This is a genomic window from Spirillospora sp. NPDC029432, assembly GCF_040703975.1.
GTDB lineage: Bacteria > Actinomycetota > Actinomycetes > Streptosporangiales > Streptosporangiaceae > Spirillospora.
Window position 1 is genome coordinate 230,578 of sequence record NZ_JBEZWH010000002.1, and the last position, 18,027, is coordinate 248,604.

The 18,027-nt window shown below is 74.8% G+C and carries 16 protein-coding genes; 11 read left to right on the forward strand and 5 right to left on the reverse strand.

Annotation, left to right across the window (positions count from 1 at the left end; all coding sequences use genetic code 11):
- Positions 1-8: 8 nt before the first annotated feature.
- The gene (locus AB0881_RS02515; protein ID WP_366613673.1) at positions 9-1,493 is read right to left on the reverse strand and encodes an MFS transporter; all 1,485 of its coding nucleotides are present in this window, start codon (positions 1,491-1,493) and stop codon (positions 9-11) included.
- 213 nt (positions 1,494-1,706) lie between these two features.
- Positions 1,707-2,420, reverse strand: a complete 714-nt coding sequence (locus AB0881_RS02520) for a TetR family transcriptional regulator (RefSeq protein WP_366613674.1) — start codon at positions 2,418-2,420, stop codon at positions 1,707-1,709.
- 115 nt (positions 2,421-2,535) lie between these two features.
- Between AB0881_RS02520 and AB0881_RS02525 the strand changes: the two genes are divergently transcribed.
- The 4 genes from AB0881_RS02525 (at position 2,536) to AB0881_RS02540 (ending at position 8,212) form a co-directional block, all read left to right on the forward strand.
- Positions 2,536-3,837 (forward strand): alkyl sulfatase dimerization domain-containing protein, encoded by a 1,302-nt coding sequence (locus AB0881_RS02525; RefSeq protein ID WP_366613675.1) that lies wholly within the window; start codon positions 2,536-2,538, stop codon positions 3,835-3,837.
- Entirely contained in the window at positions 3,834-6,005 is a 2,172-nt protein-coding gene (locus AB0881_RS02530; RefSeq protein ID WP_366613676.1) for an arylsulfatase, read from the forward strand. Before AB0881_RS02525 ends, AB0881_RS02530 begins: the two co-directional genes overlap by 4 nt.
- Before the next feature lie 78 nt (positions 6,006-6,083).
- Positions 6,084-6,683: a TIGR00730 family Rossman fold protein gene (locus AB0881_RS02535; protein ID WP_366613677.1), complete on the forward strand. Its 600-nt coding sequence runs from the start codon at positions 6,084-6,086 to the stop codon at positions 6,681-6,683.
- Positions 6,684-6,892: 209 nt separating this feature from the next.
- Complete coding sequence (locus AB0881_RS02540; protein WP_366613678.1) at positions 6,893-8,212, forward strand: alkaline phosphatase PhoX; 1,320 nt, start codon at positions 6,893-6,895, stop codon at positions 8,210-8,212.
- 46 nt (positions 8,213-8,258) lie between these two features.
- On the opposite strand, the gene AB0881_RS02545 is transcribed toward AB0881_RS02540, so the two are convergent.
- On the reverse strand, positions 8,259-8,594 hold the full coding sequence (locus tag AB0881_RS02545; protein ID WP_366613679.1) for a hypothetical protein: 336 nt from the start codon (positions 8,592-8,594) through the stop codon (positions 8,259-8,261).
- A 56-nt stretch (positions 8,595-8,650) separates the two neighbouring features.
- Here AB0881_RS02545 and AB0881_RS02550 point away from each other — a divergent pair, with 56 nt between their 5' ends.
- The 3 genes from AB0881_RS02550 to AB0881_RS02560 are packed head-to-tail and all read left to right on the forward strand — an operon-like array spanning position 8,651 to position 10,203.
- A complete protein-coding gene (locus AB0881_RS02550) occupies positions 8,651-9,133 on the forward strand; it encodes a hypothetical protein (protein ID WP_366613680.1) in 483 nt (160 codons plus the stop codon).
- Positions 9,130-9,585: an SRPBCC family protein gene (locus AB0881_RS02555; RefSeq protein ID WP_366613681.1), complete on the forward strand. Its 456-nt coding sequence runs from the start codon at positions 9,130-9,132 to the stop codon at positions 9,583-9,585. Before AB0881_RS02550 ends, AB0881_RS02555 begins: the two co-directional genes overlap by 4 nt.
- Before the next feature lie 9 nt (positions 9,586-9,594).
- On the forward strand, positions 9,595-10,203 hold the full coding sequence (locus AB0881_RS02560; RefSeq protein WP_366613682.1) for a DNA-3-methyladenine glycosylase I: 609 nt from the start codon (positions 9,595-9,597) through the stop codon (positions 10,201-10,203).
- Between the two features lie 7 nt (positions 10,204-10,210).
- Here the strand turns inward: AB0881_RS02560 and AB0881_RS02565 are convergent, their stop codons facing one another.
- Positions 10,211-12,787 (reverse strand): FtsX-like permease family protein, encoded by a 2,577-nt coding sequence (locus tag AB0881_RS02565; RefSeq protein WP_366613683.1) that lies wholly within the window; start codon positions 12,785-12,787, stop codon positions 10,211-10,213.
- 5 nt (positions 12,788-12,792) lie between these two features.
- Positions 12,793-13,560, reverse strand: coding sequence for an ABC transporter ATP-binding protein (locus AB0881_RS02570; RefSeq protein ID WP_366613684.1), 768 nt, complete (start codon positions 13,558-13,560; stop codon positions 12,793-12,795).
- 221 nt (positions 13,561-13,781) lie between these two features.
- Here AB0881_RS02570 and AB0881_RS02575 point away from each other — a divergent pair, with 221 nt between their 5' ends.
- The 4 genes from AB0881_RS02575 to AB0881_RS02590 are packed head-to-tail and all read left to right on the forward strand — an operon-like array spanning position 13,782 to position 18,008.
- Positions 13,782-15,026 (forward strand): glycosyltransferase 87 family protein, encoded by a 1,245-nt coding sequence (locus tag AB0881_RS02575; protein ID WP_366613685.1) that lies wholly within the window; start codon positions 13,782-13,784, stop codon positions 15,024-15,026.
- Positions 15,011-16,129, forward strand: a complete 1,119-nt coding sequence (locus AB0881_RS02580) for a glycosyltransferase family 4 protein (RefSeq protein WP_366613686.1) — start codon at positions 15,011-15,013, stop codon at positions 16,127-16,129. The genes AB0881_RS02575 and AB0881_RS02580 overlap by 16 nt, the downstream gene beginning before the upstream one ends.
- Positions 16,126-17,376: a sensor domain-containing protein gene (locus tag AB0881_RS02585; RefSeq protein WP_366613687.1), complete on the forward strand. Its 1,251-nt coding sequence runs from the start codon at positions 16,126-16,128 to the stop codon at positions 17,374-17,376. The genes AB0881_RS02580 and AB0881_RS02585 overlap by 4 nt, the downstream gene beginning before the upstream one ends.
- Positions 17,364-18,008, forward strand: coding sequence for a response regulator transcription factor (locus AB0881_RS02590; protein ID WP_366613688.1), 645 nt, complete (start codon positions 17,364-17,366; stop codon positions 18,006-18,008). The genes AB0881_RS02585 and AB0881_RS02590 overlap by 13 nt, the downstream gene beginning before the upstream one ends.
- The last annotated feature ends 19 nt before the right edge of the window (positions 18,009-18,027 follow it).

Here is an 18,027-nt window from a genome sequence, read left to right on the forward strand (position 1 = left end):
GGGCGTGATCAGGACGGTACGGCCGCCGCCGGCGCCGTCCCCTCGGGTTCGGCGAGGCCGCCCTGGGCGGGCCGGCGGCCGTGCTTCATCAGCAGGGCCACGGCCAGGCCTGCGGTGCCGACGATCGCGGCGTACAGGTAGGCGTCGGTGAACGCGCTCGCGGCGTGGACGACCTGGTGGGTCCCCGGATCGGTGGCCACCACGTGGTCCGCCATGACGACGCCGGTCAGCGTGCTGCCCATGGACGCGGCCAGCAGGGAGTTCATGGCGCCGACGGTGTTGCCGACGCCGCTCAGCGAGGCCGGCAGCGCGTCCTGGACGAGGTTGGCGTTCCCGGAGTGCAGGCAGCCGACGGCGAGGCCGGCGGCGGCGCTCATCACGCCGACCTGCCACTGCACCGCGGGGAGCCGGGCGCCCAGGTACAGGGTCGCGAGGAAGGCCACGGCGGCGGCGATGAGGACCTGGCGGGCGCCGATCCGCTTGGCCAGGAGGCCGCCGAGCGGGCCGGCGCACATCGACACGAGGCCGAGCGGGGCCGTCCACAGCGCGAACTCGGTGGCCGTCAGCCCGGCGCCGTAGCCGGTCCCGGCCGCCCCGGCCGGGGTCTGCAGCATGGTCGGGACGATCACCGAGTGCGCGTTCATCATGTACGACACGCACCCGACGGCGAGCAGCGTCGGCCCGAAGCGCGGGCCGAACAGCACCTTCGGCGCGATCAGCGGGTGCCTCGCCGTCCGCTGCCGCTGCAGGAACGCGGCGAGCATCAGGACGCCCGCGGTGAGGAAGCCGATCGCGGGCGCCGACGTCCAGCCGGTCGACGAGCCGCGGGACAGCCCGATCATGAGGACGCCGACCGCCGGGCCGAGCAGCAGGGTGCCCAGGTAGTCGATGGGGCGGTCCACCCGGACGGGGCTCTCGGGGATCAGCAGCGCGTACAGCGGTATGAGCAGCCCGAGGTAGACCGCCATGAACCAGAAGACGCCGCGGTAGCCGGTGCCGTCGATGAGCAGCCCGCCGATGAACGGGCCGGCGACCGCCGACATGCCGATGCCGGTCACGACCGTGCCGAGCGCGATCGGGACGAACGAGCGCGGCATGATGTCGCGGACCAGGCTGTACGACAGGCCGACGATGCCGACCATCACGCCCTGGACGGCGCGGCCGAGCAGCAGCAGCGCGAACGAGTCGGTCAGCGCGCACAGGACGCTGCCGGCGATGAAGGCGCCGCCGAGCAGCAGGATGATCCTCTTCTTGCCGTACCTGTCGGCCGCCTTGCCGATCAGCGGCATGACGGCGGCCCCGCTGAGGGTGAGGATGCCGACGACCCACGCCGTCTGGGTGGTCTGGAAGTCCGCGGCGATGTGCGGGATCGCCGGCAGCACCATGAGGATCTCGAAGGTGGCTATCTCGGAGAACAGGATGATGAGCGCGAGCGCGGCGAACAGCCGGCGCTTGGGGGCCGTACCGCCGGGGGGATTGAGATCGAGCGCCATGGGATCCTTCGATCGGGGTGGGAAATCGACGGTCGCTGATTGCTCGGAGTCGGTCGGCGAATATTGAAACCGATATTCGGCGCGCGCTGTATATAGCGCGTCCCGCTGAGTGGGACCGGTCGTGTTTCCGGTTCGCGGGGTGGGAAATAGGGCACCGCCGCGACGAGCCGATGGTGAGTTAAGGCCCGTTACTTAACCCTGGCCCGGGCGTGTTCAGGCGGCCGGGTACGGGGCGCGCAGCAGCGCGACCAGCATCTCGTTCAGGTCCGAGACGACCTGGACGGGGGCGGGGCCGCCGCCGGGCGCGGCGCCGGCGCGGTGCCGCTCGTAGTCCGCGAGCACCCGGAACGTGATCATCACCTGCCAGCGCATCCGCCGCTCGAACTCCTCGGCCGGCAGGTCCGGCAGCAGCCGCCGCAGCTCCTTGCGCATGTAGCGCAGCCCCGGCGGGTCCGGCGGGTCGGGCAGGCCCGCCGGCGCGCCCGATCCCGAGGGGGCGGCGCGGACCGGGCCCCAGGGTGCGGCCAGCGGGTGGTCCATCACGTTGGCCAGGAAGCGCAGGTACCAGGTGCGCCCGCTGGACATGCCGATCGTCTCCATCAGCGGCAGGACGAGCAGGTTGACCAGCTCGCCCAGGGTGGGAGGCGCGTCCGAGCGGCGCAGCGCGTCGACGAGGTCCGCGCGGCGGGCGTCCACCGCCCGCGAGCGGTTGGCGATGATCGCGCTGATCAGGCCCTCCTTGGACCCGAAGTGGTACTGCGCCGCGGAGTTGTTGCGCTGGCCCGCCTCGATCCCGACCTGGCGCAGCGACACCGGCTCGATGCCGTACTCGGCGAACAGCCGCTCGGCGACGTCGATGAGCCTGGCCCGCGTGTCCTGCGCGGCGGTCGCGCGCTCGCCGGCCGGCGCCGTCTCTCCCCTGCTCACGGCGACCACCCTACTCAGCCCGTTCCGGCCGCCGCCCGGGAACCCCTTGACGCGTTAAGACATGCATCTTATTCTCCTTGGGTCCCAACCCGATCCGGCGTGAGTGGAGTCCTCGGTGGCGCAGTCGAGCGCATTTCCCGATAACCAGCAGAAGACGGCCGAGGCGGCGTTCGGGCTATTCAGCGCGGCCCAGGCGCGGCACATCTTCTCCCGCGAGCACGGCTCGGGCCTGGACCCGGTCGTCGTCGAGGCGGCCCCGCGCACCTGGTACATCCAGCCCGGCATGGTGAACGTCGCGCTGTTCGAGACCGGCGAGGGCCTGCTGCTGGTCGACTGCGGCTGCGCGGGCGACGGGCCGGCGCTGCTGGAGGCGGTGCGGTCGGTCAGCTCCGCGCCGCTGCACACGGTCGTCTACACGCACGGGCACAGCGACCACGCGTTCGGGCTGTGGGCGTTCCTGGAGGCGGGGGAGCGGCCCCGGGTCGTCGCGCACGAGAACGTCCCCGCGCACTTCCGCCGCTACATGAAGACCGCCGGCCTGAACGCCCGCATCAACGGTCAGCTGCCGGGCCCGGACGGCAAGGCGTGGGCGAGCGAGGAGTCCGACTTCGTCTGGCCGGACGAGACCTACCGCGACGCGCTGGCGCTCACCATCGGCGGCGAGCGCTTCGAGCTGCGGCACGCCAAGGGCGAGACCGACGACGCGACCTGGGTGTGGGCGCCCGAGCGCCGCGTGATCGCCGCCGGCGACCTGGTCACCGGCTACCTGCCCAACGCGGGCAACCCCAAGAAGGTGCAGCGGTACGCCGAGGAGTGGGCCGACGCGGCCGGCGCGATGGCGGAGCTGCGGCCCGAAGTGATCATCCCCGGGCACGGCGACCTGGTCCGCGGCGCGGCGGGCATCCGGGACGAGCTGCGCGCGATGGCGGCGTACCTGCGGCACATCGTCCGGCACGCGCTGGACGGCCTGAACGCCGGCCGCACCCACGACGAGATCGTCGAGAGCCTGCGCGTCCCCGCCGAGCTGGCCGGCCACCCCCGGCTGCGGGCGATCTACGACCGGCCCGAGTTCATCTGCCGCAACGTGATCCGCCGCTACAGCGGCTGGTGGAACGGCCACCCCGCCGACCTGCTCCCGGCCACCAAGGCCGAGCAGGCCGCCGAGATCGCCCGGCTGGCCGGCGGGACCGCCGCCCTGGCCGCCCGCGCCCGCGAGCTGGCGGCCACCGACCTCCGGCTGGCCTGCCACCTCGCCGAATGGGCGTTCCTGGCCGACCGGCACGACCCCGAGGCGCAGCGCTGCTACGCCGGCGTCCTGGAGGAGCGCGCCGCCGCCGAGCCGTCCCTCATGGCGCAGGTGAACTTCCGCGCCGGCCGGATGTGGGTCGCCCAGGCCCGCGAGGAGGCCCGCCGATGACCGCGAACGCGGAACCGCGCAGGCGGCCGAACGTGGTCGTCGTGCTCCTCGACGACGTCGGCTGGGGAGCGGCCGGGACGTTCGGCGGCCCCGTCCGCACCCCGACGCTGGACGCGATGTGCGGCGAGGGCCTGGCGTACAACCGCTTCCACACCACGGCGATCTGCTCGCCGACCCGCGCGGCGCTGCTGACCGGCCGGGACGCCCACGCGGCCGGCGTCGGCACCGTCCTCAACAGCGCCAACGCCCACCCCGGGTACGAGGGCGTGCTGCGCCCCGAGTGCGCGACCGTCGCCGAGATGCTGCGCCAGGACGGCTACAGCACCGCCTGCGTCGGCAAGTGGCACCTCGCGCCGCCGTGGGAGTCGTCCCAGGCCGGGCCGTTCGACCGCTGGCCGACCGGGCAGGGCTTCGAGCGGTTCTACGGCTTCCTCGGCGGCGAGACGCACCAGTACCAGCCGACCCTGTACGAGGGCACGACCCCCGTCGAGCCGCCGGACACGCCCGGCTACCACCTCACCGAGGACCTGGTCGACCAGTCGATCCGCTGGATCCGGATGCAGCACGCGATGGCGCCGGACCGCCCGTTCTTCCTCTACCTCGCGCCGGGCGCGACCCACGCGCCGCTGCACGTCCCGCCCGAGTGGAGCGAGCGCTACCGGGGCCGGTTCGCGCACGGCTGGGACGCGGAACGGGACGCCATCCTCGCCCGCCAGATCGAGCGCGGCGTCGTACCGGAGGGCACCCGGATGACCCCGCGCCCCGAGGAGATCCCGAGCTGGGACGGCCTGTCCGACCACGAGCGCGCCGTCGCCGAGCGCCTCATGGAGGTGTACGCCGGCTTCCTCGAGCACACCGACGTCCAGGTCGGCCGGCTGATCGACGAGCTCAGGCGCGGCGGCCTGTACGACGACACGCTCTTCATCTACATCGTCGGCGACAACGGCAGCAGCGCCGAGGGCGGCCTGCCCGGCAGCATCAACTACATGGGCGCGCTCCAGGGCATGAACGAGTCGCCCGCCGGTACCCTCGCCCGGCTCGACGAGATCGGCACCGCGGACTCGTACCCGCAGTACCCGGCGGGCTGGGCGTGGGCGATGACGGCGCCGTTCCAGTGGGTCAAGCAGATCGCCTCGCATCTCGGCGGCACCCGGAACCCGATGGCGGTGACCTGGCCGAACGGCATCGCGGGCAGCGGCCTGCGCACCCAGTTCTCGCACGTGAACGACATCGCGCCGACGATCCTGGAGGCGGCCGGGCTGGCGATGCCCGAGACCGTGAACGGCGCCGTCCAGGAGCCGATGCACGGCACGAGCCTCGTCTACAGCTTCGACGACCCGGACGCGCCGGAGCGGCACACCACCCAGTACTTCGAGGTGTACGGCCACCGCTCGCTCTACCACGAGGGCTGGATGGCCTCCGCGCACCACGGCGGCGTGCCCTGGGGCGTCGGCGTCCCCGGCGAGGACCGCCCGTTCGAGGACGACGTCTGGGAGCTGTACGACCTGGCGGCGGACTTCAGCCAGGCGAACGACCTCGCCGCCGCCGAACCCGCCCGGCTCGCCGAACTCCAGCGGCTCTTCGAGCGCGAGGCCGGCCGGGTCGGCATCCTCCCGCTCCGCGACGCCCGCGTCTCCCGCACGCGCATGCCCAACCTGGCCCGGGGCCGCAAGAGCTTCACGTACTACCCCGGCGCCGTCGGGATCCCGGAGAGCAACGCGCCCCGCATGCTCGGCAGGTCGTGGACGCTCACCGCGGCGCTGGAGATCACCGGCCGGCCGCGCGGCGTGATCGCGACGATGGGCGGCCGGGCCGCCGGGTGGTCGCTGTACGTCGGCGCCGACGCCCGCCCGGTGTTCGTCTACCGGACGTTCGAGCTGGCCGTCGCCGAGCTGGCGCCCGACCTGGTGCTCGACCCCGGGCCGCACGAACTGAAGGTGGACTTCACCGCCGACAGCGACGGCATCGGGCGCGGCGGCACGCTCGTCCTCACCGCGGACGGGACGCGGGCCGCGGGCGCCCGCCTCGCCGCGACCCCGCCCGCGATCTTCTCCATCGACGAGACGTTCGACATCGGCCTGAACACCGGCTCGCCGGTGGGCGACCACCCGCCCGCCTTCCCCTTCGCGGGCGGCGAGATCCGGCGCGTCGACATCGTCCTCGACTGAGCGGGCGCCGCCGGGCCGCGGGCGCCCTTCATTAGAGTGGGGACCCCTGCTCTCGTCCCGGTGAAGGTGGCTGTGGCCTTGGAACGTCCCTCGCTCGCGGTGTGCGTGTTCTGCGCGTCCAGCAGCAAGATCGACAAGCGGCATGTGGAGCTGGCGGCGGAGGCCGGCGCCGAGCTGGCCCGCCGCGGCCACAGCCTGGTCAGCGGCGGCGCCCAGGTCTCCTGCATGGGCGCGGTCGCGCGGGCGGCACGGGCCGGCGGCGCCCGGACCGTCGGGGTGATCCCCGAGGGCCTGGTCAGCGTGGAGATCTCCGACGAGGCCAACGACGAGCTGATCGTCACCCCCGACATGCGCACCCGCAAGGGCGAGATGGACCGGCGCAGCGACGCGTTCCTGGTGCTGCCCGGCGGCATCGGCACGCTGGAGGAGCTGTTCGAGATCTGGACGGCGCGGGTCCTCGGCATGCACGCCAAGCCGGTGGTCATCCTCGACCCGACCGGCGTGTACGACCCGCTGCGCGAGCTGATGTCCAAGCTCGCCGACCAGGGCTTCGCCCGCCCGAAGATCTTCGACGCGATCGGCTGGACGGACTCGGTCACCGAGGCGTTCGACCTCCTGGAGCGCACCCCGCCCCGGATCGAGCCGACCCACGAGGACTACGCCGAGGCCGAACTCTGACCGCACTCTGGCCGCCTCGGCCTGACCGCGCCGTCCCGACCGCACCCGATCACGCCGTCCCGATCACGCCGCGTGACGGAGCGGGCGGCCGATGTCCACCTTGCGGAACTGTGTCCTGGGGGTTTGTCCCCGGGACCGTGCTCGTTCACCGCCGGTTCAGGGCGGCGGACCAGGCTCCTCGCTGATCGCAATGATGTGAAGGAGTCTCCATGTCCGTGTCCCGTCGCGGGGTCGTGAAGGGCGGCGCCGCGGGCGCCCTGTCCATCGCCCTGGCCGGCAGCCTTGACACCGTCTTCCAGACCTCGGCCGGCGCCGAGGTCGGGGAGGCCTACGGTTACGGCCCGCTGGTCCCCGACCCCAAGGGGGTCCTGGACCTGCCCAAGGGGTTCTCGTACAAGGCCATCTCCGCCGAGGGCGACGCCATGCCCGGCGGCGGCAAGGTCCCCGGCAAGCACGACGGCACCGCCATGTTCCCCGGCGGCCGCCGCGACACGATCCGGATGGTCCGCAACCACGAGCAGACCGCGAGCGGCGTCAAGCCGACCGCGCCCGAGCGCCTGGTGTACGACCCGGCCGCGTACGGCGGCACCACCACGCTGGAGCTGGACCGGCACGGCAACGTGCTGGACCAGGAGGTCAGCATCGCCGGCACCGCCACCAACTGCGCCGGCGGCAGCACCCCGTGGGGCACCTGGCTGACCTGCGAGGAGACCGAGGGCTTCGGCGGGCAGACCAAGTCGCACGGCTGGGTGTTCGAGGTCGACCCGACCGGCCGCCGGACCCGGCCCGAGCCGATCACCGCGATGGGCCGGTTCGCGCACGAGGCCGTCGCCATCGACCCGCACACCCACGTCGCGTACCTCACCGAGGACGCGTCCGGGCCGTTCGGGCTGTTCTACCGCTTCTCGCCGCGCTCGCATCGCGGCCAGTACGGCACGTACCTGCACGGCGGCCGCCTGGAGGCCATGTACGTGCCGGGCCTGCCGGACCTGTCGGTCGTCCAGGAGCCGGGCAAGAGGTTCCGGGTCAAGTGGGTCAAGGTGCCCGACCCGTCGGCGGCGAAGACCTCGATCCGCAAGCAGTTCGAGGACGAGAAGATCACCCGCAGCCAGAAGCTCGAGGGCGCCTGGTGGGGCCACGGCAAGGCGTACTTCGTGGCCAGCTTCTCCGACACCGGCGACGGCGCCGCCGCCGACCACGCCGGCCAGGTCTGGGTGTACGACCCGCGCAAGGAGACCATCGAGCTGGAGCTGGTCTTCAAGCCGGGCGGGCGGTTCGACGGCCCCGACAACATCACCGTGTCCCCGTACGGCGGCGGCGTGATCCTGGCCGAGGACGGCGACGGCGAGCAGTACCTGGTGGGCACCACCCGCAAGGGCAAGCCGTTCGCGTTCGCGCGGAACGCGTTCAACGACAGCGAGATGACGGGCGTGACGTTCTCCCCGGACGGGCGGACGCTGTTCGCCAACCGGCAGACGCCGGGCATCACGTTCGCGATCACCGGCCCCTGGCACCGCGTCCGCTACTGACGCGGCGCCCGCGCCCGCGCGCGGCCCGGCCCGGTCCTGCCGGGGGTCAGGCCAGGCCGCGGCGGGCGAGGGCGGGCGGCCGGGAGCCCTGGATGGCGGCGACCATGTCCAGGACCTGCCGCAGCGCGGGCAGCGCGCCCTCCGGCGCGCGGAACGCCCGCACCCCCAGCCAGGCGTAGACGGAGGCGGCGGCGAGCATCCCGGGATCGGGCTCGCCGCCGCCGCCGTCGTCCGGGCCCTCCGCCGCCAGCGTCACCAGCACCGGCCGCCCGGCGGCGACCAGCTCCTCCACCAGCGCGGCCGGAGGGGCCGTCCCGGCGTCGGCCGTGCCGTCCGGAACGGGCGCGCCGTACGGCAGGACCCAAGGCTCATGCGACTCCATGCGTCCAAGCGTGGCACGATCGTCCTACGGACACGTAGACAGATCGGAGCCTGATCGTGGTTGTGGTCCTCGTCCTGGCCGGCCTGGCCGTGCTGGGCGCCGTCGTGGCGCTGGCCCTGGGCCGGGGCGGCGAGCTGGCCTGGCCGCGGCCCGATCACCCGCCGCTGCCGTCGGTGGACGACGGGCTGCTGCCGCGGCCCGGCGGCGAGCCGCTGCGGCTGCCGCGGGCGATGCTCGGCTACCAGACCGACGTCACCGACCATGCGATCGGCGTCCTCCGGCAGGCCGTCTGGGAGCGGGACGCCCGGCTGGCCGCCCTGGAGGAGCAGGTCGCCGACCTGCACCGCGCGCTGAACGAACGGTCCGAACGGTCTGAGCGGTCTGAGCGGTCTGAGCCGCCGGCCCCCGACGCCGGCTGGCCGCCCATCGACCTGACGAAGAGCGACCACGACGAGCACGGGTTCCACGACGAGCACGGGTTCGACGACGAGCACGACGACGAGCACGAGCACGACGCGGCCGGCGAGGCCCGCTCGTGAGCGGCATCGCGGTGCACGCCGACGCCGAGTCCGCCGCCCCCGCGGACGAGGTCTTCGCCGTGCTCACCGACTGGCCGCGGCACGCGGAGTGGATGCCGTTCACGGAGGCGCGCGGCGGCCACGGCGTCGGCGCCGAACTGGAGGGCTGGACGGGCGTCGGCCCGCTCGGCTTCACCGACACGATGGTCATCACCGGCTGGCGGCCCGGCCGCCGCGTCACGGTCCGGCACACCGGGCGGCTCGTGCGCGGCGAGGCGTTCTTCGACGTGGCCCCGCTGCCGGGCGGCGGCAGCCGGATCCGCTGGGCCGAGCGCCTCGATCTGCCGCTCGGGCCGCTCGGCCGGGCCGGCTGGATCGCGGCCGGCCCGGCGTTCCGCGCGTTCATGGCCCTCGGCCTGCGCCGGCTGGCCCGGCTCGCCGAGGCGGACGGAACTGTCGTCCCCCTGAGGTAGAACGGGGCGGTGACCACCGCGATCCTCGGCGAGGACGGGCTGGCCCGCTGCCCCTGGGGGGTGTCGGCGCCCGACTACATCGCCTACCACGACGACGAATGGGGCCGTCCGGTCCGGGACGACCAGGGGCTCTACGAGCGGCTGTGCCTGGAGGCGTTCCAGTCCGGGCTGTCCTGGCTGACGATCCTGCGCAAGCGGGAGGGGTTCCGTGCCGCGTTCGCCGGGTTCGACCCCGAGAAGGTCGCGGCGTACGGGCCCGCCGACGTGGAGCGGCTGATGGGCGACGCGGCCATCGTCCGCAACCGGGCCAAGATCGAGGCCGCGGTCGCCAACGCCCGCGCCGCCCTCGACCTGCCCGGCGGCCTCGCCGCGACCGCCTGGCGGTACGCCGACCCCGGCGCCCCGGCGCACGCGGACGCGGACGACGTCCCCGCGTACACCGAGGGGTCCAAGGCCCTGGCCAAGGAGCTGAAGAAGCGCGGCTTCCGCTTCGTCGGCCCGACCACCGCGTACGCCCTGATGCAGGCGTGCGGACTGGTCGACGACCATCTGACCGGCTGCCACCGCCGCGGCGCCTACACGACTCCCTCCTCCCCGTCCCCCTCTTCTCCCTCCTGAGAGCGGGCTACTCCGCCTTGGCGGCCTCCAGGACGGGGACGTTCGAGGCGCGGCGGGCCGGGAACGCCGTGGTGGCGAGCGTGACGGCGGCGGCCCCGGCCGTGACCGCGATGGGCAGCCACCAGGGCGGGACCGGATCCAGGAACGAGCTCCCCGTCGCCGCCTGGAGCAGCGCGACCGTGCCGATCGCCGTGCCGAGGCCGAGGAGCGTGCCGAGCAGCACGACCGTGGCCGCCTCCCAGCGGACGATCGAGCGGATCTGCCCGACGGTCGCGCCGACCGCCCCCAGCAGGCCGAACTCCTTCGTCCGCTCGCCGACGCTCATCGAGACGGTGGTGGCCATGCCGAACAGCGACAGCAGCAGCGACATCCCGATGAAGCCGTACACGACGGTCAGCCCGTTGGTGTACGAGCCGGCGGCCAGATCGACGTAGGCGGGACGGTCCAGGACCCGCACGCCCGGCAGGCCCGCCACCGCCGCGGTGAGCGCGTCCGGGTCGCCGCCCTTGACCAGGACGGCCCGCGCCGGCGCGGCCGGGTCGAGGCGGTCCATCGTCGCGGGCGCCACCAGCGCCTGGTCGGCGAACAGGTGGGACGGGTCGTGGTAGGCGCCGGCCACGGTGAGCTCCACCCGGCCCTGGGCGCCGCGTACGACGATCTTCTGGCCGGGCTTCGCGCGGGCGGTCGCCATCACGTTGGAGGAGAGCCCGATCTCGCCGGGGTTCAGTGCGCGCAGCCGGCCGCCGAGGTCGAGGACGTGCGGCAGCGCCGCCTGATCGATCCCGGTGACCACGAAGGAGAACGGGACAGGATCCTCAGAGTCCTCGGGGTCCTCGGCGCGCGACCTCGGGCCGGTGAGGCTCACGGCGGTCTGGGTGAGCGCCGCGGCCCGTTCCACGCCCGGTACGGCCCCGGCGCGGCCCACGACGTCCAGGGGCAGCGGGACGTTCTCCGCCGCCGTGACGGCGCGGTCGGCCGTCATGACCTGCCGTCCCGCCTCGTCGAACCGGTCCTGCACCGACATCATGATCAGCGCGGTGGCGGCGGCCAGCGCCACGCCCAGCATCAGCGACGAGGCGGCCGCCGACACCCGGCGCGGGCTGCGCGTGATCGTCGCGCGGGCCAGCCGCCCGGACTCGCCGCTGAGCAGCATCCCGGCCCGGCCGACCAGGCCGCCCAGCGGGCCGACGAAGAACGGCGCGAGCACGGCCAGCGCGGCGACCGTGACCATCGCGCCCATCGTCAGGACGGCCGCCAGCCCGATGGTCCGTTCGGGCCCCGGCGGCTCCTCGTTGCCGATCGCGAACGCGGGGCCGTAGAACATCCAGGCGCAGCCGAACACGGCGAGCGCGCCCACCAGCCGCGGCCAGCGCCGCTTGGCGGCCTCCGCCGAGGACGACCGGATCGCCTCCATGGGTGAGACGCGGGCGGCCTGCCGGGCCGCGCGCCAGGCGGCCAGCTGGGTGACCACGATCCCGGCGGCGGCCGGTACGGCCAGCGGGATCCAGCCGAACTGCGCGTCCGCCGCCGAGATGTCGAAGCCGTCCGCCGCGAAGAACCGCGTCAGCAGCGCCGAGACCGGGAAGCCGACCGCGACGCCGGCCGCCGCGCCGACCGCGCCCAGCACCAGCGCCTCGAACCGGATCAGCCGCTTGATCTGGCGGGGCGTGGCGCCGATCGCGCCGAGCAGCGCCAGCCGCCGGGTGCGCTGCCGGACGAGCGTCCCGAACGTGTTGGCCACGACGAACAGCCCGACGAAGACCGCGACGGACGCCAGCATCCCGATCGCCCCGCCGACCGACACCCCCACCGTCTGCATCTCGCTCGCCTGCGCGTTCCGGAGCGAGGCGGCGGTCCGTACCGTGACCTCCCCGCCCAGGTCGCGGGCCAGATCGGCGCGGAGCCGGGCCGCGCTCACGCCGGGCGCGGCCTTCACCCACGCGCTCTGCCACGTGCCGGCGGGCAGCCCGGCGGCCTTCCGCACGGTCTCGGGCGGCGCCAGCACCAGGTCCCCGGCCGCGACCGCGTCCCGGCCCTGGACGGTCACCACGCCGACGATCTTCGTGCGGACGGTCGTGCGGGGCAGCGCCAGCGTGAGGTCCGATCCGGTGCGGAGGTCACCGGCCCGCGCCACGTGCCGGACGACCGCCACCTCGCCGTCGGCCGCCGGCGCCCGCCCCGACACCAGCGTGTACGGGTTGAGTCCGGATTCGCCCACCCACGGGCGCAGCATCGTGCGGCCGCCGGCGGGCGCGACGATCGCCTTCCCGCCCGCGCCCGAGACCGCCACCTCGACCATGGCGTCCCCGGCGACGGCGGCGACCCCCGGCCGCCCCGCCACCCGATCGGGCCGGACGCGGCCGGCGGGCGGCGCGTAGAGGTCGTCGGGATCGGCCCGCCCGCCCTGCACGAGCACGTCGGCGCGCGCGTACTCGCTGGCGTCGCTGCCCGACACGGCCGCCTGCGCCCGCATCGCGAACTGGATCGACCCGGCGATCAGCCCGATGGCGAACGTCGCCGCCAGCATGGTCGCGATCAGCCGTACCCAGCCCTCCGCGAACGACCGGCGCGCGATGAGCCACATCGCCGTCAGCCCTCCAGCCGGCGCATCGCGGCGTGCACGCCGTCGGTCGTGGGGGCGTCCAGCTCGTCCACGATGCGGCCGTCGGCCAGGAACAGCACCCGGTCGGCGTGCGCGGCGGCCGACGGGTCGTGCGTCACCATGATCACCGTCTGCCCGAAGCCGTCCACCGCGGTCCGCAGGAAGCCCAGCACCTCGGCGCCCGAACGGGAGTCGAGGTTGCCGGTGGGCTCGTCCGCGAACAGCACCTCGGGCCGGTTGAGCAGCGCCCGCGCGACCGCGACCCGCTGCTGCTGCCCGCCGGACAGCTCCGCCGGCCGGTGCCCGAGCCGGTCCCGCAGGCCCAGCGCGTCCACCAGCGTCCCGAACCACTCCCGGTCGGCGCGGCGGCCCGCCAGCCGGCCGGTGAGCCGGATGTTCTCCTCGGCGGTCAGCATCGGCAGCAGGTTGAACGACTGGAACACGAAGCCGAGCCGGTCCCGGCGCAGCTTCGCCAGGCGGGTCCGCGACAGCGCGGTCAGGTCCGCGTCGCCGACCAGCACCCGCCCCGAGGTGACCTGGTCGAGCCCCGCCAGGCAGTGCAGCAGCGTCGACTTGCCGGACCCGGACGGGCCCATGATCGCGGTGAACCGGCCGCGCGCGAACGCCACGGAGACGCCGCGCAGCGCCGTGACCGCGCCGTCCCCGGTGCCGTAGGTCCTGACGAGGTCGATCGCCGCCGCGACCCGGTCTTCGTGGACGTGCGCGAGCGGCGGTGCGGTGGGTGTGGGTGCCATGCCGTCCAGCCAATCCCGGGCCGGGGCCCCGGCGCATTGGCGTGATCCCGAGAGGTTCCCCTCGGGTCTGCCCTACCTCCGGCTCCCGTCAGGTCGAGCGGCCGGGTATGGCTGGGTCTACCCCGAGGTCGGCGGTCAGGTCCAATGATCTCCGGGCGCTCCGGCGGTTGCCTGGACGGTACGAGAGATCCCAGCTCACGAACCTGCCGGAGCGAATGCCGATGCTGCCTTCCCCTGCCCGTGCCGCCGTACCGCGACCGTGGCCGCGCCTCTTCCCGATACCCGCCCTCTACGCGGCGTGCGCGGTGTTCGCCGCCGCGACGGCGGCCGTCACCGCGCTGGCGCCGCACCGCACGTGGGGCACGATCGCCGCCGCCGCGTACGGCCTCGGCGCGCTCGCCGCCCTCCACCCCCGGGGCCGGGAACGCCCGGCGGCCGTCGCGGGCGCCGTCCTCGCGGGAGCGGTGCCGCTGCCGCTGGCCGTCCTCGCCGCGCTCGGCCAGGCGCAGCCGGAGGTGGACGTCGTGCACCGCTCGGCGGCGCACCTGCTGGAGCACGGCACCCCCTACCTGGGCCCTGCGGAGGCGGCGGCGCACGGCGGGTACGAGGCGTTCAACCCGTACTTGCCCGGGATGGCCCTGCTGGGGCTGCCCCACGCGCTCGCCGGTGTGGACGCCCGCCTCGTCTTCGGCGCCCTCTTCGTGGCGCTGCTGGTGGCGAGCAGCGCCCGCCGGGACCTCCGCCTGCCCCTGCTCCCCCTGCTCTTCATCGCCGCCTCGCCCCTGGTCGCCCTCCCGCTGACCGTCGGCGGCGACGACCTCCCGGTGATCGGCCTCGCCTGCCTGGGGCTCGCCCTGGCCGTCCGGGACCGCCCCGCCGCGGCCGGCCTCGTGATGGGCGTCGCCGCGACCCTCAAGGCCACCGCCTGGCCCGCCTTGATCGTCTGCCTCGTGCTGATCGCCGCGCGCCGGCACCGCACCCGCGAAGCCCGCATGGCGCCGGTTCCCGCCGCGTGTGCACGGGCCCCTTGGAGCGCGTTCGCGATGGTGGCGGGCGGCGTCGTCGCGGCCGGGGTGCTGGTGCCGGCGCTCATCGACCCGCAGGGGTTCCTCCTGAACGTGGTGCGGTTCCCGCTGGGGCTCGCCGGGGTCGACTCGCCGGCCGCGAGCCCGCTGCCGGGACGGCTGCTCGCCGACCTGGGGGCGTACGGGCACGCCGCCGCGCTCGCGCTGCTCGGGCTGGCCGCGCTCGGGATGGCCGTCTCGCTGGCCGTACGGCCGCCGCGCGACGCCCGCTCCGCCGCGCTGAGGCTGTCGCTGGGGCTGCTGCTGGCCATGGCCCTCATGCCCGCCACCCGCTGGGGCTACCTCGTCTACCCGGCCGTCCTGGCCCTCTGGGCGCACCTGGCCGCGCCCGTTCCCGCCCCCGCGCAGAAGCAGGAGGAAGAGCTGTGCCTGGTTGCCTGATCGTCACCAACGACTTCCCGCCCCGGCAGGGCGGCATCGAGACCTTCGTGTACGAGCTGGCGCGCCGGTTCCCGCCCGGCGAGGTGGCCGTCTACACCTCGGACGAGCCGGGCGCGGCCGCGTTCGACGCCGCACTGCCGTTCCCCGTGTTCCGGGACCGGTCGCGGACGCTGCTGCCGACGCGGCGGGTGGCGCGGAACGCGCGGCGGCTCGCGGCCGCGCACGGCTGCGACCGCGTGTGGTTCGGGGCCGCCGCCCCGCTCGGGCTGCTGGCCGGCGCCATCGGGCTGCCGTCGGTCGCCACGACGCACGGCCACGAGATCTGGTGGGCGGGCGTCCCCGGGTTCCGGCGGGTGCTGCGGCGGATCGGGGACCAGGCGGGGTACGTGACCTACCTGACCGAGCACACCCGGGCCCGGATCGCGCCGGCGCTGGGGCCCCGCGCCCGGACCGCCCGGCTCGTCCCGGGCGTGGACGCCGAGGCGTTCCGGCCGGACGCCGCCGCCCGCGCGGAGATCCGGCGGCGCTACCGGCTGGGGGACGCGCCCGTGGTGCTGAGCGTCGCCCGGCTCGTCCCGCGCAAGGGGAACGACCAGCTCATCCGCGCGATGCCCGCCGTGCGCGAGGCCGTGCCGGGCGCCCGGCTGCTGATCGTCGGGTCGGGGCCGCAGGACTTCTGGCTGCACGGGATGGCGGGGGAGGGGGTGGTGTTCGCCGGCGGGCACCCGCATGCCGAGATCGCGCCGTTCTACGCCGCCGCCGACGTGTTCGCGATGCCGTGCCGCTCCCGGCGCCTCGGGCTGGAGACCGAAGGGCTCGGGATCGTCTACCTGGAGGCGGCCGCCGCCGGGCTCCCCGTGATCGCGGGGGACGCGGGCGGCGCCCCGGACGCGGTACGGGACGGCGAGACCGGGCACGTCGTCGACGGCGACTCCGTGCCGCGGATCGCCGACCGCTTGATCGGGCTGCTGCAGGATGCCGGGACCCGCCGGGCGATGGGCGAGAAGGGCCGGGCCTGGGTCCGGGAGGAGTGGAGCTGGGACGCCTCCTACGAGCGCCTTCGGGATCTTCTGGCCCGCGCATCGAATACGGTCGGCACGTGACGGACCGGACCGTGTGGCGGGCGATGGCGGGCAACCCGCTGCGCTTCCTGCTCTCGTCCTGGCCCTGGCGCTCCCTCCTGTTCCTGGTGGTCGGCTACCCCCTCTCCGCCGTCTGGGTGACCGTGGTGGCGGGACTGGCCGTCGCCGGGACGCTCACGGCGCCGTTCGTCGTCGGGCTGGTACTGCTGGCCATGCTGCCGATGTCGGCGGTCGGGTACGCGGCCGCCGAGCGGCGCCGGCTGCGCCTGCTCGATCCGCGCCCCGCCCCGACCCCGCACCGCCCGCCCCCGCGCCCCGGGTTCAGGCCCTGGCTCGGCTTCCGCCTGCGGGAGACCGCGACCTGGCGGGAACTGGGGTACGCGCTGGTGTCGTCCCTCCTGTCGATCGTGGACATCGTCGTCCCGTTCACCGTGATCGTGGGCTCGACCGTCCACGCGTCGGCGCCCATGCTCGTCGGGCACGGCGACCGGATCATGTACGGCACCGTCGGCTCCGTGGACACGGAGGGCGAGGCCTGGGCGGTCGCCGCGGCGGCGGTGGCCGTCTTCGTCCTCGGCCTGTACGCGATGACCGCGCTGGCCGGGGCGCGGGCCGCGCTGGCGCGGGCGCTCCTCGTCCGGCCGGTGGAGGAGGAGCTGGTCGAGGTCCGGGCGTCGCGGGCGCGGATGGCGGACGCGTTCGAGGCCGAGCGCCGCCGGATCGAGCGCGACCTGCACGACGGCGCCCAGCAGCGGCTCACCGGGCTGATCATGATGCTCGGGCTGGCGAAGCTGGACGCCGGCGACCCGGCGCTGATCGAGAAGGCGCGCGGCGAGGCCAGGGCCGCCCTGGCGGAGCTGCGCGACCTGGTCCGCGGCATCCACCCCTCGGTGCTGACCGACCGCGGGCTGGCGGCGGCCGTGGAGTCGCTGGCCGAGCGGTCGGCGGTACCGGTGGACGTGGACGCCGACCTGCCCGTGCGGCCGCCGGAGAGCGTCGAGTCCGCCGCGTACTTCGTGATCGCGGAGGCGCTGGCGAACGTGGCCAAGCACAGCGGCGCGAGCCGGGCCAGGGTGACCCTGCGGACGGCCGGGAAGGCGCTGGTCGCGGAGGTCCGCGACGACGGCGCGGGTGGTGCCGACGCCGCCAAGGGCAGCGGCCTGCAAGGGCTGGCCGACCGGGTCGCCGTCCACGACGGGACGCTGCGGGTGTCCAGCCCGCCCGGCGGCCCTACGATCCTGCGAGTGGAGATTCCGTGCGCGTCGTGATCGCCGAGGACTCGGTGCTGCTCAGGGAGGGCCTGAGCCAGATCCTCGCCCGCTTCGACCACGAGGTCGTGGCCGCCGTGGCCGACGCCCCCGGCCTCGCCGGCGCGGTCGCCGAGCAGGAGCCGGACATCGTCGTCACCGACGTCCGGATGCCGCCCGGCTTCCGCGACGAAGGGTTGCGCGCCGCGCTGGCGCTGCGCGGCGAACGGCCCGGCCTGCCGGTGCTGGTCCTGTCGCAGTACGTCGAGCAGTCGTACGCCGCCGACCTGCTCCAGACCGGCGGCGCGGTCGGCTACCTGCTCAAGGACCGGGTCGGCGAGGTCACCGAGTTCGTCGAGGCGCTGGTCGAGGTGGCCGGCGGCGGCACGGTGATCGACCCGGACGTCGTCCGCGGGCTGCTGGCCCGGCGCGCCGGGGACGCCCCGATCGAACGGCTGACCCCGCGCGAGCGCGAGGTCCTCGCCCTGATGGCCGAGGGCCGCTCCAACGGGGCGATCGCCCGCGCGCTGGTGGTCTCCGAGGCGGCCGTGATCAAGCATGTCGGCTCGATCTTCACCAAGCTCGACCTGCACCAGACGCCCGACGACCACCGGCGGGTGCTGGCCGTCCTGACCCACCTGCGGGCCGGCTGACCGGCTGACCGGGGACCCC

What these genes read in the sequence shown, in the direction of transcription:
- AB0881_RS02515 (WP_366613673.1), bottom strand. Translation starts at nt 1,493, where the DNA reads ATGGCGCTCGATCTCAATCCCCCCGGCGGTACGGCCCCCAAGCGCCGG.
- AB0881_RS02530 (WP_366613676.1), top strand. Translation starts at nt 3,834, where the DNA reads ATGACCGCGAACGCGGAACCGCGCAGGCGGCCGAACGTGGTCGTCGTG.
- AB0881_RS02540 (WP_366613678.1), top strand. Translation starts at nt 6,893, where the DNA reads ATGTCCGTGTCCCGTCGCGGGGTCGTGAAGGGCGGCGCCGCGGGCGCC.
- AB0881_RS02545 (WP_366613679.1), bottom strand. Translation starts at nt 8,594, where the DNA reads ATGGAGTCGCATGAGCCTTGGGTCCTGCCGTACGGCGCGCCCGTTCCG.
- AB0881_RS02565 (WP_366613683.1), bottom strand. Translation starts at nt 12,787, where the DNA reads ATGTGGCTCATCGCGCGCCGGTCGTTCGCGGAGGGCTGGGTACGGCTG.
- AB0881_RS02570 (WP_366613684.1), bottom strand. Translation starts at nt 13,560, where the DNA reads ATGGCACCCACACCCACCGCACCGCCGCTCGCGCACGTCCACGAAGAC.
- AB0881_RS02575 (WP_366613685.1), top strand. Translation starts at nt 13,782, where the DNA reads ATGCTGCCTTCCCCTGCCCGTGCCGCCGTACCGCGACCGTGGCCGCGC.